The following is a 14,355-nucleotide window of genomic DNA, read 5'->3' as shown; positions in this document are numbered from 1 at the left end:
GGGTGGGAGGCGGTGGGGGGTCCGGGCACGGCTTTGGCGACGGCCATCGGGTGGGGTGTGGCCGTCGCCGGCGTCGCCAGGCAGGCGACCGTCGCGACGGCGGTCAGACCGTCGACCACACATCTGGGCCAGGTGAAGCGGTAGCGCATCCCTGCTCCTTCGTGGGGGGAAACAGATGCGCCTCGGGAAACCGTATGAGGCGTGTGCGGCACCTTCTCAGCGCACACCACCCGCCGACAATGAGGTGTGACATAGCACATTGGGCTGACCCGCCATAACGTCCGGCGAGGCGTCAACGTCCCGGCGGGTCCTCCCGCCAGGCGTCAGCGTCGCGACGGCATCATCCCGCGGGGCGTCAGCGTCGCGACGGCATCATCCCGCGGGGCATCGTCAACGGTCCGCCGTTTCCTCGCCGTTGGCCGGTCCCCGACGGTGCCGCAAGGGCGCCCGGTCGGGCCGGACCGCGACCTGCGGCCCGGCCACGCTCCAGGTCCGCGAGGCCCATCTCCGCAGGTGCGGCGACTGTGCGATGAGCGCGCGGTACGCCGCGGTGGCGGAGCCGGCGAGCATGTCCGCGATCTCGTCGGCGAGGCTCGCACGACGCCAGGCCAGTACGTAACGGCACCACAGCGGTGTGCCGGTCAGCGGTTTGATGAGGACGCCGGGGACCGGACGAAGCGTCGCCTGCACGATGGAGACCCCGAGCCCCTCCGCGATCATGTTCTGCAACTGCAGCTGGTCGCCGAGGAATTCGTGCACCGCCGCCGGGGTGAAACCGGCCGACTCGCAGGCCGCGTAGAACACCCCAGGCCAGCCGGCCCCGTCGTCCGGAGTGACGAACCAGGCATCGTCGGCCAGATCCGCGAGCCCGACCTCCAGGCAGTGTTTGAGCCGGTGATTCGACGGCAGGGCGACGAAGGACGGTTCGGTGACGATCCCGCGATGCGCGACGGCGGCCGAGTGCCACAGCTCCAGCCCGGGATAGTCGGCAGCGATCGCGGCGTCCACCTCGCCGTCCTCCAGGAGTTGGACGATCTCCGAGGACGGATACACGCTGCTCACCGTGAGCGCGAGGTCAGGCAGTCGGCTCCGGAGCCGGACGACCATGCCGGACAGGACCGGAGAGTTGGTCGCGGCCAGGCGGAGCGGCCGGCGCGTACGCGCGACGCTCTCGGCCGGGTCGCGCCCTATGGCATCCGCGCGGGCCAGGACGTCACGGGCCTGCGCCAGGACCCCCGCGCCGTACTGGGTCAGCTCGACACCCGATATGTTCCGCTCGAACAGCGGCTTCCCGAAGTGCCGCTCGATGCGCCGGAGTTGGGTGCTCATCGCAGGCTGCGAGTAGCCCAGCTCCGATGCCGCCCGTCCCACACTCCCGGCGTCGGCGATCGCACACAGCACCCTCAGGTGCCGAAGCTCCAGCTCCATGTGCCCACTCCTCCGGGAAGGTGGTCGTACTCCTCGGCGGCCTGACAGGACGACTGAGCTTCATGACGACGGGATGGGGCCGAAACGACCGTGGCCCGTGCCCTCACTGCGCTTCGCTCCGATTCCCTGTCCGACGTCGCCGAGTATGCCTACGCAGCCACGGCGCCGCCGGGTCTCGGCTCATTTTCCTCGCCGGTGCGGGTCCGCTCAACGAGGACGGTTCCACGGCGGCGAGCGGGGACTGCGCGGGCCGAGCGGCAAAAGCCGTCGAGACATGCGAGCCGCACTCGACTCCCCCGACCGGCTTGCGAAGCCCGGCGGACGGCTCAACACGTACACGGGACCAATCGGGATATTCCGGGGCAGGTGATCCTAGAGTGGCGTGGTGAACGGTGGCCGGAGAGTACGGGACGACGAGGGGAGCGCAGTCCGACTCCTCGCGTTGTCCGACGGAGTGTTCGCCATCGCGATGACGCTGCTGGCGCTGGACATCGCGCTGCCGGCAGGGCTGGACCCCGACGGTTTCGCGCGGGCGCTGAGCGATGTGATGCCCAAAGTGTGGGCCTACGCCCTCAGCGTGCTGGTCATCGCGGCATTCTGGCGGGGCCATTACCAGCTCTTCCAGTCCGTGCGGGACGTGGACGGGACGGTCGTCCGGCTCGTGCTGCTGGGCCTGGGGCTGGTCGCCCTGATGCCCTTCCCCACCACCCTGCTGGCCGAGTACGCGTACCTGCCGCAGTCCGTGGCCATCTACTCCGGCGCCGTCGCAGCCATGGGGGCCACCCAGCTCGCGCTCACGGTGGTGCTGTGGAAGCGCCCATGGCTGTCGAGCGCGGCCATGCCCGACCCCATCGTGCGCAACGACGTGGCCGACCTTGTGTCGACCGTGCTGGTCTTCGCCGTCGCCGTACCGCTCGCCTTCGTCTCACCGACGGGGGCGATGCTGTGGTGGGCGGTGCTGATCCCGGTCAGGTTCGTGATCGGCAAGCGGGGCAAGCGCTTGCGTGCGACCACACGGGGGTTCAGTGCCTAGGGGGGGTGTCCCCCTGGGCCATGTAGCTGAACCTCGTCGTTGGTGGCTCCTGCCGCTGTGCGCCAGGGGAGACGCAGGCCACGTTCGTTCATGTCACAGCGTGCCGAGCGGTTTCGTCCTCTCGGTGTAGGCATCGATCACGATGGAGGAGTTGACCATGGGTGCCCGTTTGAACCTGTTCGAGAGCCCGCTCGCAGGCAAGCTCTGGAAGCACATCATCGCGGCGAATCAGGTGCTCGTCGACTCGTCGCTGCCGGGCGCGACGCAGGAGCTGGTGAAGATCCGCGCGAGTCAGATCAACGGGTGCGGTGGCTGCCTGGACATGCACACCAAGGACGCCGCTGCCGCCGGTGAGACCTCGCTGCGCCTCAACCTGGTCGCGGCGTGGCGGGAGGCCACGGTCTTCACCGAGGCCGAGCGCGCGGCGCTGGAGCTGACGGAGCAGGGCACCCGCCTTGCCGACGCGGCCGGTGGCGTCACGGACGAGGCCTGGGCGAACGCCGCCAAGCACTACGACGAGGAGCAGCTCGCCGCCCTGGTGTCCCTCATCGCCGTCATCAACGCCTTCAACCGCGCGAACGTCATCGTCCAGCAGCCCGCCGGCGACTACCAGCCCGGCCAGTTCGGATAACGAGGCGTAGCCGGCCCGGGGTCGGAGGCCGTTCCGCGTACGGCAGTAGCCCTCGGGCCCCGGGGGCTACTGGCCACGCGGACAGGCCCGGCGTGAAGTGCCGTTCGGGGGAACGACGGGTGTCGGAGCGAGGTGCCCAGGGGCGCGGCTCGTACGTTCACTCGGTATGACCTACGCCTCGGGCGATCACGTATCCGGCCCCACCCGCCGCACCACGGTGGCCGGGCTCATCGGTGGGGCGGGGGCCGTGCTGACTGCCGGGTGCACCGCGTCGGGCGCCTCGTCCGCGGCGGATCCCACGCCCACGCGCACGGCATGGGCCTCCGCATCCGTGAGCGGCCCCACGCCCGGCGCGATGACGCTCTTCAAGGAACCCGGCTTCAACTTCAACGGGCTCCTCGCGCTCGGCGCGTCCGGGTACGGCGCCGCTGAGGTGGGCGAGGTACTCACCGCCGTGAACACGATCAACAAGGCCGGCCTCTCCGCGCAGACGTACACCGAGACCTTCAAGAAACTCGGTGACCAGCTGAGGGAGCCGCCCCGGAGCGGAAAGCCCGGCACGCAGACCACACGGTTCCGTGCGCTGCGGGCCGCGCAGTACTACGCCCAGGGGCTGTTCTTCGTCCTCGGCTCCGACACCCCTGACAGCGAGGAGCAGCTGTACAAGGCGGGGCGCGGCGCCTGGGACACGTTCTGCGAGCGGTGCGACCCGGCACCGGTGACGGCGCGCATCCCGTATGGGAAGACCCCGCTGCCCGTGTGGTTCTTCCGTCCGGACGACTCCCGCGCGCGGCGCCCCACCGTGATCCTGACGAACGGCAGCGACGGGCAGAACGTCGACATGTGGACCTACGGCGTCCAGGCGGCTCTGCAGCGCGGCTGGAACGCCCTGGTGTACGACGGGCCCGGCCAGGGCCAGTTGCTCTTCGTCGACCAGGTGGTCTTCACGCCACGCTGGGAAACCGTCGTCACCCCGCTCGTCGACTGGCTGTCCGCCCGCTCGGATGTGGACACCAGGAAGATCGCCCTGACCGGGCTGAGCATGGGCGGGAATCTGGCCCCCCGGGCCGCGGCCTTCGAGACCAGGATCGCCGCTCTGGTGGCGATGCCCGGCGTGCTCTCGCCCTGGCTCGGCTTTCCTCCGGAGATCCGGCAGATCCTCACCCCGGACAAGGAGAAGACCAACACCATCTGGAACAAGGAGGTCGTCCCCGAGCTGCCGCCGTCCGCGGCCGCCACGATGAAGAAGCGCATCGAGCCCTTCTCCGTGCCGGCGATGCTCGCGGCCCGCGAGGGCAAGATGTTCACCGACTTCTACACCCCCGCCACACTCATCACCTCGCTGGACATCACGGATGTGGTGGGCCGCATCAATATGCCCACGCTGGTGCTCGACTATGACGACGAGCAGTTCTATCCGGGGCAGCCACGGCAGATGTACGCCAAACTGACGGCTCCCAAGGACTACGTGAAGCTCACCGCGGCCACCGGTGCGCAGCTGCACTGCTCCCCGATGGCCCCGCAGCAGCACTGCGAGGTCGTCTTCGACTGGCTGCAGGAGAAGCTGTCAGGCAGCTGACTCCCGCAGCAGCTTCGGTCTTCACCTACGGAGGGGTCTTCCGCGACGAGGAACACCTCGCCGACTTCCTCACCGGCGGTTTCGAGGGCAGCGAGGAAGTCACCTCCCTGGAATGCTCCCTCCAACTGGAGGTGTTGAAGCGATACTGGACGGCCCGCCCCTGAGTGCGGCCGCGACGCCGTCATCCGTGTCAAACGACGTGTCACGGACACCGGGAATCCCTCCGACCCGGTACCGTCCCGTCACCACCGGGGGAGTCATGTCGGATGCCCGGGTGGGGCAGCGGTCGGCGAGCAGCGCGAGTCTGCTGAGCCGGTGATGCGGCTCCCGTCGGGCGCGGCCCAAGTGACTCCTCGCCACTGGCGGGGTGGTGACATGCTGTGCCATTTGGTGGCACGCTCGAATGCCGACTTGCAGCGCGTGATCGACCGGATGGTGGGATTCGATGGCATCGTGCGGGCTTCGACGGTGATCACGTTGGAGAATCCGGTGCCGCTCCGGATCACTCCACTGGTGCGCCATGCGTCACGGCAGGCGCCGTATGGACCGCTGACCGCTGGAGGACCTGCCTTGAGGGAGGGACCGAGAAGTGACCTTCTGGGAGTACCTGGGTACCCGCTGCCAGCAGCTGCTGGGCGCCTGTCAGCACACCAGCGCCGTCTTCCCGCACATGACCGTCACCGCGAACATCGGGCTCGTACCGAAGACGGCCGGCCGGCCCCGCGCGAAGGTGCGGGGCCGGGTCCCCTCCGGCATCACCGACCAGCGCATGCCGGTGCTGGTGCTCGGCTCCGTACTGACGGTCGCCCTGGCGCTGATCACGGACTGGCTGGGGACACTTGTCGAGTTGCCGCTACGCCCACGCGGCCTGGAGGTGGACTGATGCGCCCGGCCCGGGTACGGACGGCCGTCGCGGGCGCCCTGCTGCTCGCCGCCGCAGGGCTGAGCGGCTGCGGACTGACCAGCGGCAGCCCGCTGGCGGACTCGGTGCGGCCCGGCTCCATCGGGAAGGGGCGACCGCTGGAGGGCGCCCAACTGACCGTGACCTCAAAGGAGTTCACCGAGCAGATCATCCTGGGCCAGATCATGGGGCTGGTCTTCAAAGCGGCCGGCGCGGAAGTCCTGGACCGGACGAACATCCAGGGCTCGATCGGTGCCCGCGAGGCGGTCAAGTCCGGTGCGGCGGACGGGATGTACGAGTACACCGGCACGGCCTGGATCACCTACCTCGGTCACACCAAGCGGGTCGTCGACCCGCACGAGCAGTGGGAGGCAGTACGCGAGGAGGACCGCCGCAACGGCATCACCTGGCTGTCCGCCGCCCCGCTCAACAACACCTACGCGCTGGTCGCGAACCAGGCGAATGCGCAGAAGTACCGGCTGCGCACACTCTCCGACGTGGCACGTCTGACGAAGAAAGACCCGGGCGCGGCGACGATCTGCGGCGGAAGCGAGTTCTCGGTGCGCGAGGACGGCCTGCCGGGCGTGGCGAAGACGTACGGATTCGCCCTCCGGCGCGGGAACTTCAAAAAGATGGACGACGGCGTCGTCTACGCCCAGGTCGCCGAGGGCGCGGCCTGCGCCCTCGGCGTGGCGGCCACCACCGACGGCCGCATCCCCGAACTCAAACTGAAGGTGCTGGAGGACGACCGGCACTTCTTCCCCAACTACAACGCGGCACCCGAGATGAACAGCGCCACCATGAGGAAGTACCCCGCCATCGCCGACCTCCTCACCCCGATCACCAAGCGGCTGACGGGGGCGGAGGCCCAGCGCCTGAACGCGCGGGTGGACGTGGACGGGGAGGACCCGCACGAGGTGGCGAAGGACTGGCTGGTGCGGGAGGGCTTCATCCGGGAAGGCTGACAGACGAATGCGCACCAGCGTCCGACGGGCAGGAGGAGAGCGCCCTGCCGCTCGCGTAGACGCTGCCGTCCGGAGTGCCGGGCACCATGATCCGAACGACGCGCCCTGGGCCAGGTCGGCGGCCGGGCGGATCGGTGCGATCATGACACTCACGTACGGGGCGACGCAGACCACCGGGGATCCACACGGTCACCGGCAGACCGGCCATCCGGAGAATCCGGGAGGCGGCGGGGGCATCGGCGTTGTCGGGGCGGTGGGAGCGGACGTGCTCGGTGGACTGCACGAGTGCGGTGCGCGCGGGCGGGGAGGGAGTAACAGTGGGGGCGGCTGAGGAAGCTGCTGGGGTCGCGGCGCTGCTGAAGGAGTGGAAGGACCGCTCCGGGTACAGCTACGGGGTGCTCGCGAAACGGCTGCACATGAGCACATCGACGTTGCACCGCTACTGCAACGGCGACGCGGTACCGACGGAGTACGCACCGCTTGAGCGGCTCGCACGGCTGTGCCGGGCGACGCCGGACGAGCTGGTGGAGCTGCACCGGCGCTGGATCCTGGCGGATGAGGCACGCCGGCGGGAGCGGGACCGCAAGCAAGGGGGCGGCGGCGCGGCGGCGGTCTCCGGCGCGGTGGGTGGGAAGGGGGATGGCGAGTCCGGGGCTGTGACGGAGACGGGGGCCGAGTCCGGGGCCGTGACGACGCCTGGGGCCGAGTCCAGGGCCGTGACGACGCCCGGGGCCGAGCCGGAATGCGGGGCTGGGGCCAAGTCCGGGCCAGAGGCCGAAACTGAGGTCAGGTCAGATCTCAGTACCGCGCCACCCACGGCCCCCGTCGCCGCGCCCGCCTCCGAGGGTCGGTCCGTGCCCCAGGTGGCGCCCGCCGGTGGCCGGCGGCGGATCGTGCTGGCCGCCGGGATCGCCGCGGCCGCCGTGGCCGCGTCCGCCGCGCTGGCCGTCGGACTCGCCTTAGGCGGTGGCGACGGCCGCAAGGCGGCAGCCGGGTCGGCCACGACCACGGAGCGCGGCAGCAAGCCGACGAAGGCCGGGGGCGGCCGGTCGGCGTCCGCGAAGCCGCCAGCCGCGGGCGGCACGCGTCCGTCGCCGTCCCCGTCCTCGTCCTCGTCCCGTACGCCGGACGGTAAGGCGGCCGGCGGCAAGGGGCCCGGCGGAGCCGGCGACCGGGCGCCCGATTCGGGCACGGCCGATCGGGCCGGGCTCCCGGTGAGCGTGGATGTCCGCCCGTACAGCTGGGAGGACCCGTGCAGCCAGCGGTACTTGGTCGACCGGGACCCGGGCGAGATGCCACCGCCGCCCGCGGAACAGCACGCCCGGGGCTGGATCTCGGCGCTGGGCGCGGTCTCGGCGGACAGTCAGCTGGTTCAGGTGTCGGTGCAGGGTGCGGGTGACGAGACCGTGGTACTGCATGCCCTGAGGGTGCGAGTGGTGGGAAGCTCGGCGCCACCCGCGTGGAACGCCTACAGCATGGGCGTGGGCTGTGGCGGCGGCATCACACCCAAGGTGTTCGGGGTCTCCCTGGACGCGGCGCAGCCACGGATCGCTCCGCAGAACGGACAGCGGGACTTCCCGTACAAGGTGAGCGAGCGGGACCCCGAGGTCTTCAAGGTCGTCGCGCGGGCCGGATCCCGCGACGTGCGCTGGTACATGGAGCTGGAGTGGTCCAGCGGGAACCGGCACGGCACGCTCCGGATCGACGACAACGGGGAGCCGTTCCACACCAGTGGGATGGCCGGCCGGCCGCAGTACGACTACCCGCTGGGCGGCAGCGAATGGATTCCCGCCCCGAAGGAGAACGGCTGAGCCCGGGCCCGACGCATCCGTCGGCCCCGGGCCCGACCGCGATCAGTGACGCCGCTTCACCAGGTCAGCGCCTCCTCGGCGGTGGACTGCCAATACGTAACCCACGCCGAACTGTCGGTGGTGGTACCGCCCTTGGGCAGCGGGAGCCGCACGGCAGGGCCGGTGGAACCGTTCCCCGCCCGATTGGAGAACAGGACGCCCAGGGTGCGGGCGGTGTAGCCGCCGCTGCCGGAGCCGTCCGCGGACTGGTACATGACCCCCGCGTACGCCGACTCGCCCGGTGCGAGCGTGATCACGGCCTGCGGCTTGGACTTGTCCAGGAACGTGGTGGCGGCTTGGGCGTCGTCCCAGCGGAGGTACGGGGCGTTGTAGGCGTGGCAGGGCACGGAGCCGGTGTTGGTGGCGGTGAGAAGCATGTGGTTGACCGGGCGATTGACCTTGGTCGCGGTGACCTTGACCTGCGCGCCGGTGCAGGCGCCGGTCGTCTTCTGGCTGCCGGAACCCTTGCCGGCGGCCTGACCGGAGCCGTTCTTTCCGCCGGCTCCGCTGCCGCTGGTTCCACTGCCGGAGGCACCCGACGCGGCCTTCGACGAGTCGCTGTCCTTGGCCGGGCCCTTCGCACCCGATGAGGACGAGGCGCCCTCGCCGCCGGACTCGGGCCGGGAGGACGCGGCCGGCACCGGGCCGGTGGTCTGCTTGGCGTCGTTCTCACAGGCCGTCAGCGAGAGGGCGGCCGCCAGTACGGCGGCGGAGGCGACGAGGCGGGTGGTGTGACGGGCAATGCGCATAGTGACTGGGTGCTTTCTCTTTCGGTGGGTCCGGTCGGCATACGTGACGTCAAAGACGGCTGACGACCAGGAGGAAGACGGTCGCTGCCGATGCGGCGAGCACCGCCAGGGCCACCGCGTCAGTGACATCGGCACGGCGGAACCGGCGGTGCCGGAAGCGGGTCCGCAGGGTGTCCCCCTTCGGTATGAGGTCGTCGGTGCTTGCCGTCCAGAGCTTGCGACGCCCGCCGTCCCAGCCGCCAGAACCACCACCGAACACGGGACGCCGGAACGCTCATACCACCTCTGACCTGCGGGAACATCCCCTTCCTGGAACGCCGCGCCGGGACGCGGACGGCATCGGCAGAGGGGAAGGAACCTGCCGGGGCCCGAGGCACGCCATTCCCTGACCCGTCCCCCTCCGCGACTCGTCACGCGCGACCCGTCATCCCGCGACCCGTCACCCCGTCACTTCCCGCAACGGAACGACCCCGATCAGGCCATGCCCCCTCATGACCCCACACGAACCCACATGAATCCGACTGATTTGGCAGCTTTCATGCTCCAATGTCTGGATCACCCTCCAGAGCCCCTCTCAGCAGGGAAAACGCAACCCCGTTCCCCAGAGCGAGGTCTCGGCTCCGCCTGACGGCTGGCGCCTCACCAGCGAAAGGACACGCAATGTCGAATCACTTCACCGGCCTCAGTCTTGGCGCACCGCTCGGGGACCAACGGCTCGACCTCTGTGACCTCTACGCGTTTCAGTCCCCGACCGACTCGGCGAGAACGGTGCTCATCCTCAACGCGAACCCAAACGCTGATGCGTTGCACCCTGATGCCATCTATCGGCTCAACCTCGACAACGACGGGGACTGCCTCGCCAACATGGCGATCAGCTACGTCTTTTCGGCACCCCGAGACGGCGGCCGTCAGACATTCAGCGTCTTCATGGCAACGGGTGATGAGGCCCGCTCGGCCGAAGCCGTCGGACAGCAGGTCGTCACCGACGCCGAGGTGTCGTTCGGCACCCGGGCGAACCGCGTCACCGCCGGTCCCTACACGTTCTTCGCCGGCAGCCGTAGCGACGCCTTCTTCTTCGACTTCGACGGGATCAAGAATCTCTTCGACACCACCGGCGGCCGAAACTTCACCGCGCCCCATCTCGGTGGCAGGTCACCGTGGACCGGAGTGGACTCGAACACGGAAGCCAACGTGTTCTCGATGGTGGTGGAACTGCCGACGAGTGAGCTCCGCGCCAACCCCGAGATCCGCATCTGGGGCCGGTGCAGCGTGCGGAGAGACGGTCGGCTCGTCCATGCCGACCGGGCCGGCCACCCTTCGGTCAGCAGCTTCTTCAACACCGACGACACGAAGGAGGAGTACAACGCCAGTGAGCCGGTGAACGACCGTGATCGTTGGACCGATCAGTTCGTCCATCTCATGGGGCACACCGGCAACTACACGCGAGAAGAGGCGATCGCGGCGATCGACGCCGACCGCATCCTGCCCGACATGCTGGTCTACGACCCCTCGAAGCCCGCGCAATATCCCAACGGCCGTGTCTTCACCGACGACGTCATCAACCACCGGCTCTCATTCCTCTCGGCGGGCGATATCCCGCCCACCGGGCTCGCGCCACACACCGACCTTCTGAACGAGTTTCCCTACCTCGGCAACCCACACCCCAAGGCGAACTGACCCCTGCATTTCATCGGTGGCGGCGCCGGTCCGGAGCTTGAGCGGGAAAGTACAAGAGCCTTCTCGGCTGAGAGCGGTCGGACGGCCCCTGCTGCGAATGGGGCGAGCAAAAGGCGCCTGACGGGCAAAGCCCGGTTCAGGCGCCTTTTCGCGGGCCTCTGGAAGAAACCCGGCTGCTTCGCCGCACAGCCCACCAACAGGTCTTCAACAGGTCTTCGTCTGCTGGTGGCAAAGGACTGCGCCGCTGAGGGGATTGTGTCCGGGGCCGGGCCGTTTCCTCCGGTGAAGGTGGAAGGGCTGTCGGTGCAAGCGACCCGACCCCGGGCCTGGTGTTACGGGGCCTCAGCGGCCGTCCCGGGCATCGCCGTGACCACCGGCCACCGGCCACAACGCCCGGGACGGTTCCCCGTCCTAGCCGGCCATGCCGCCGCCACCGGTGTGCACGCCGCCGGCCGGCCGGTGGTGGCGGTGGTGCCGCTTGGGGTGCTTCTTGGTGTGCCTGACGTGGTGGTGGATGGCGTGGTGGTGGTGATGGTGGACAACCACCCGACGCTGCTCGAAACCGTTGATGCAGGTGTTGCCGAAGGCCGGGTTCAGCAGCCCCACGATATTGACGGTGTTGCCGCACACGTTGATCGGAATGTGGATCGGGACCTGAATCGCGTTGCCCGACACCACTCCTGGTGAACCGGCCGCGCCGCCGGCCGCGCCACTGTCTGCGAACGCCGCCGAAATACCCCCCAGGGCGGTGCCTGCCGCAAGAGCGGCGATGGCAGTGACCTGCGTGATCCGTGACATAACAATCTCCTGGTCGATCCAAGCGGCCCACGGCCGCCTTCCTGACACTCCCTTCGACGCGAAAGGCCTCTGCATAAAGGAATTGGCAAACTTTTCACTCTTTCAGGATCTATGCGCGGCGTGGCGCTGGCATCTCGCCGAAAGACCAGCTCCGAGTCATCGCCCCGCGTGAACCCTGGCCGCGGCCCGGTGGCGAAGGCCGAGCAGCAGCAGAGCCGGCCTCAGCACCATGGCCTCCTCCAGCCGCCGTACGAGTCAGCGCTCGCGACGTAGGAATTCGCCACCGCTGATCAGCGAGGTACGCGCGATGACGGCGTCCGGGGCGAACAGGCGGATCGCCGTTTCGGCCGCAGCCTTCGCAGCCCCGTATGGGGTGACCGGGTCCGGTGTGGCGGATTCGTCGTAGCGCACGTCGCTGCCCGAGCAGATGGCATCACTGGACACCTGCACCAGCCGGGATCCGTGCCGAGTGGCGGCCATCGCCAGGCAGATCGCGCCGTCGGCCGTGGTTGCCCCGTTGCCGACGTCCTGCCCAGCCTCGGCCAGGAGGGAGTGCAGACCTGCACCCTGCGCGACCTCGTCACCGGGGGACCCGGAGCAGCGACCCAGACCGACGATGACGAGGTCCGCCACCGAAGGAGTCTGCCTGGGCTTCTGGGTCGCGCACCGGGCTGAGCGTGGAGACCTGAACATCGTCTCCCTGCCGGGCAGTTCATGGGCGGCTCGTTCACGCCTTGGCTCACCGTGTTCTGTCACGAACCCTTGTGCTCGTTTCTGTTCTGGATAACACTCTCAATGCACAGAAACGCGCACTACTGAACATGTTCGAGCCGTGGGTGACGATCGGTCGAGTCGAGGAGTGCAGGCATGACGCCATTCAGCCGACGTGGATTCCTGAGCGCAGCCATGGTGACGGCTGTGTCCGCGGGTGTCGCCATGGGCAACAGCCGGACGATCCTCAGCCGGACAGCCCTCGCGCAGGCCGAAAGCCCGAGGGGGCTGACCGTCCGCGGAAAGGAATTTCTGCTGGACGGCAAGCCGTTCCGGATCCTCTCGGGCGCCTTCCACTACTTCAGGACGCACCCCAAGGATTGGCGCGACCGGTTGCTGCGGATGCGGGCCATGGGTCTGAATACGGTGGAAACCTACGTCGCCTGGAACTTCCACCAACCGTACGAGAGGAAAGCCGACTTCACCGGATGGCGGGACGTCGCCGCCTTCGTGCGGACCGCGGACGAGGTCGGGCTGAAGGTGATCGTGCGACCGGGGCCGTACATCTGCGCGGAATGGGACTTCGGTGGCCTGCCCGCCTGGCTCCTCAAGGACAAGGACGCGCCGCTACGCCGTTCCGACCCCGCGTTCGAGCGAGCGGTCGACGCCTGGTTCACCGAACTCCTGCCCCGCTTCGTGGATCTGCAGGCCACGCGCGGCGGGCCCATCATCGCGATGCAGGTCGAGAACGAGTACGGCAGTTACGGTGACGACCACGCGTACCTGGCACATCTGCGGGACACCATGCGCGCACAGGGCATCGACAGCCTGCTGTTCTGCTCCAACGGAGCCACTCAGGACATGCTGAAGGCCGGCAGCCTTCCCGATCTCCTGTCCACCGTCAATTTCGGCGGGGATCCCACCGGGCCCTTCGCGGAGTTGCGCGCGTTCCAGCCGGACAAGCCCCTGTTCTGCACGGAGTTCTGGGACGGATGGTTCGACCACTGGGGAGAGCGGCACCACACCACCGACCCGGCGCAGACGGCCGCCGACGTGGAGAAGATGCTCGAAGCGGGGGCGTCGATCAACTTCTATATGGCGGTGGGCGGAACGAACTTCGGCTGGTCCGCGGGTGCCAATCTCAGCGGTAGCGCCTATCAGCCCACCGTCACCAGCTACGACTACGACTCCCCGATCAGTGAATCCGGCGAACTCACCGAGAAATTCCACACGGTGCGCGACGTCCTCGGCAAATACACCACGCTGCCGAACACGCCCCTGCCGGCCACGCCACGCCGCATGCCGGCTCAGCGGGTCGCCGTCCGCGAGTCGGTGTCGTTGATGGAGTCGCTCGACGCGCTGAGCACTCCGGTGCGTCGTGCCGCCCCCGCCCACATGGAGGCCCTCGGGCAGGCACACGGACTGATTCATTACCGCACTCGGGTGCGGGGGCAACAGGGGACCAAGCGGCTGAGGCTGACGGGTCTGGGCGACCGCGCGCTGGTGTTCAGCGACGGCAAGCGGATCGGCACCTTCGACCGCAACCAGCCGGACCACTCCATAGACGTCACCCTGAACGGTGCGTCCAGCACCCTCGACCTTCTGGTGGACCCCACCGGGCGCGTCAACTTCGGCGAGGGCCTCAACGACCCCAAGGGAATCAGCGGCAAGGTACTCCTCGACGACGGAGAACTCCACGACTGGGAGATCCGCCGACTGCCGCTGGACAACCTCTCGGCGCTGAAATTCACCAGCGAAGACACGCCGACCGGCCCCGCGTTCCATCGGGCCCGGGTGCATGTGGACACCCCGGCGGACGGCTTCCTTGCCTTCCCGGGCTGGGACAAGGGCATGGTCTGGCTCAATGGATTCGCGCTCGGCCGGTACTGGTCCCTCGGGCCGCAGATCACCCTGTACGCGCCGAGCCATCTGTGGCGGAAGGGGCGGAACGAGCTCGTCGTGCTGGAGATGGAGCGGACGGGGGACGAGATCGAAGTGCGGTCTGCGCCCGATGTCGGATAGGGAGTGCCGCG

The 14,355-nt window shown here is 68.9% G+C and carries 10 protein-coding genes and 4 pseudogenes; 9 read left to right on the top strand and 5 right to left on the bottom strand.

The features are described 5' to 3' along the window. Window positions 1–390: 390 nt before the first annotated feature. Complete coding sequence (locus EST54_RS11325; RefSeq protein ID WP_129247476.1) at window positions 391–1,428, bottom strand: LysR family transcriptional regulator; 1,038 nt, start codon at window positions 1,426–1,428, stop codon at window positions 391–393. A 90-nt stretch (window positions 1,429–1,518) separates the two neighbouring features. Here EST54_RS11325 and EST54_RS35345 point away from each other — a divergent pair. The 7 genes and pseudogenes from EST54_RS35345 to EST54_RS11290 form a co-directional block, all read left to right on the top strand. After that, window positions 1,519–1,700 (top strand): annotated as a pseudogene (locus EST54_RS35345) (RidA family protein); the annotation flags it as partial. A 170-nt stretch (window positions 1,701–1,870) separates the two neighbouring features. Continuing rightward, on the top strand, window positions 1,871–2,461 hold the full coding sequence (locus EST54_RS11315) for a TMEM175 family protein (RefSeq protein WP_275416130.1): 591 nt from the start codon (window positions 1,871–1,873) through the stop codon (window positions 2,459–2,461). 157 nt (window positions 2,462–2,618) lie between these two features. Continuing rightward, window positions 2,619–3,092: a carboxymuconolactone decarboxylase family protein gene (locus tag EST54_RS11310; protein WP_129247474.1), complete on the top strand. Its 474-nt coding sequence runs from the start codon at window positions 2,619–2,621 to the stop codon at window positions 3,090–3,092. A gap of 166 nt (window positions 3,093–3,258) precedes the next feature. Beyond that, window positions 3,259–4,671 carry an alpha/beta hydrolase family protein gene (locus tag EST54_RS11305; RefSeq protein WP_129247473.1) on the top strand — a complete coding sequence of 471 codons (1,413 nt, stop codon included), beginning with the start codon at window positions 3,259–3,261 and terminating at the stop codon, window positions 4,669–4,671. Window positions 4,672–5,413: 742 nt separating this feature from the next. Beyond that, window positions 5,414–5,554, top strand: a pseudogene (locus EST54_RS11300) (ABC transporter permease); the annotation flags it as partial. After that, the gene (locus EST54_RS11295; RefSeq protein WP_129247472.1) at window positions 5,554–6,537 is read left to right on the top strand and encodes a glycine betaine ABC transporter substrate-binding protein; all 984 of its coding nucleotides are present in this window, start codon (window positions 5,554–5,556) and stop codon (window positions 6,535–6,537) included. The pseudogene EST54_RS11300 and the gene EST54_RS11295, both read left to right, overlap by 1 nt. Window positions 6,538–6,854: 317 nt before the next feature. Further along, entirely contained in the window at window positions 6,855–8,348 is a 1,494-nt protein-coding gene (locus EST54_RS11290) for a helix-turn-helix domain-containing protein (RefSeq protein WP_129247471.1), read from the top strand. 56 nt (window positions 8,349–8,404) lie between these two features. Here EST54_RS11290 and EST54_RS11285 read toward each other — a convergent pair whose 3' ends face one another. Together EST54_RS11285 and EST54_RS34240 are read right to left on the bottom strand one after the other, a co-directional pair. Beyond that, the gene (locus tag EST54_RS11285) at window positions 8,405–9,136 is read right to left on the bottom strand and encodes a DUF4232 domain-containing protein (RefSeq protein ID WP_161989276.1); all 732 of its coding nucleotides are present in this window, start codon (window positions 9,134–9,136) and stop codon (window positions 8,405–8,407) included. Between the two features lie 49 nt (window positions 9,137–9,185). Continuing rightward, window positions 9,186–9,395 (bottom strand): hypothetical protein, encoded by a 210-nt coding sequence (locus tag EST54_RS34240; RefSeq protein ID WP_161989275.1) that lies wholly within the window; start codon window positions 9,393–9,395, stop codon window positions 9,186–9,188. A gap of 401 nt (window positions 9,396–9,796) precedes the next feature. Here EST54_RS34240 and EST54_RS11280 point away from each other — a divergent pair, with 401 nt between their 5' ends. Next, the gene (locus EST54_RS11280) at window positions 9,797–10,813 is read left to right on the top strand and encodes a DUF4331 family protein (protein WP_129247469.1); all 1,017 of its coding nucleotides are present in this window, start codon (window positions 9,797–9,799) and stop codon (window positions 10,811–10,813) included. Between the two features lie 564 nt (window positions 10,814–11,377). On the opposite strand, the pseudogene EST54_RS36020 reads toward EST54_RS11280, so the two are convergent. Both EST54_RS36020 and EST54_RS35000 read right to left on the bottom strand, forming a co-directional pair. Further along, a pseudogene (locus EST54_RS36020) lies at window positions 11,378–11,611 on the bottom strand (chaplin); the annotation flags it as partial. Between the two features lie 282 nt (window positions 11,612–11,893). Then, window positions 11,894–12,124 (bottom strand): annotated as a pseudogene (locus EST54_RS35000) (sugar nucleotide-binding protein); the annotation flags it as partial. Window positions 12,125–12,478: 354 nt separating this feature from the next. On the opposite strand from EST54_RS35000, the gene EST54_RS11265 reads away from it, so the two are divergent. Next, window positions 12,479–14,344: a glycoside hydrolase family 35 protein gene (locus EST54_RS11265; protein ID WP_239013626.1), complete on the top strand. Its 1,866-nt coding sequence runs from the start codon at window positions 12,479–12,481 to the stop codon at window positions 14,342–14,344. The last annotated feature ends 11 nt before the right edge of the window (window positions 14,345–14,355 follow it).

Origin of the sequence: Streptomyces sioyaensis (genome assembly GCF_004122735.1) — a bacterium.
In the GTDB taxonomy this organism is placed as follows: domain Bacteria; phylum Actinomycetota; class Actinomycetes; order Streptomycetales; family Streptomycetaceae; genus Streptomyces; species Streptomyces sioyaensis.
The sequence above is the reverse complement of the archived record's forward strand: the minus strand, read 5'-3'. Positions and strand labels throughout refer to the sequence as shown.

Bases quoted from the DNA above. Each gene is read 5' to 3' on its own strand.
- EST54_RS11325 (WP_129247476.1), bottom strand. From the start codon at position 1,428: ATGGAGCTGGAGCTTCGGCACCTGAGGGTGCTGTGTGCGATCGCCGAC.
- EST54_RS11310 (WP_129247474.1), top strand. From the start codon at position 2,619: ATGGGTGCCCGTTTGAACCTGTTCGAGAGCCCGCTCGCAGGCAAGCTC.
- EST54_RS11305 (WP_129247473.1), top strand. From the start codon at position 3,259: ATGACCTACGCCTCGGGCGATCACGTATCCGGCCCCACCCGCCGCACC.
- EST54_RS11295 (WP_129247472.1), top strand. From the start codon at position 5,554: ATGCGCCCGGCCCGGGTACGGACGGCCGTCGCGGGCGCCCTGCTGCTC.
- EST54_RS11285 (WP_161989276.1), bottom strand. From the start codon at position 9,136: ATGCGCATTGCCCGTCACACCACCCGCCTCGTCGCCTCCGCCGCCGTA.
- EST54_RS11280 (WP_129247469.1), top strand. From the start codon at position 9,797: ATGTCGAATCACTTCACCGGCCTCAGTCTTGGCGCACCGCTCGGGGAC.
- EST54_RS11265 (WP_239013626.1), top strand. From the start codon at position 12,479: ATGACGCCATTCAGCCGACGTGGATTCCTGAGCGCAGCCATGGTGACG.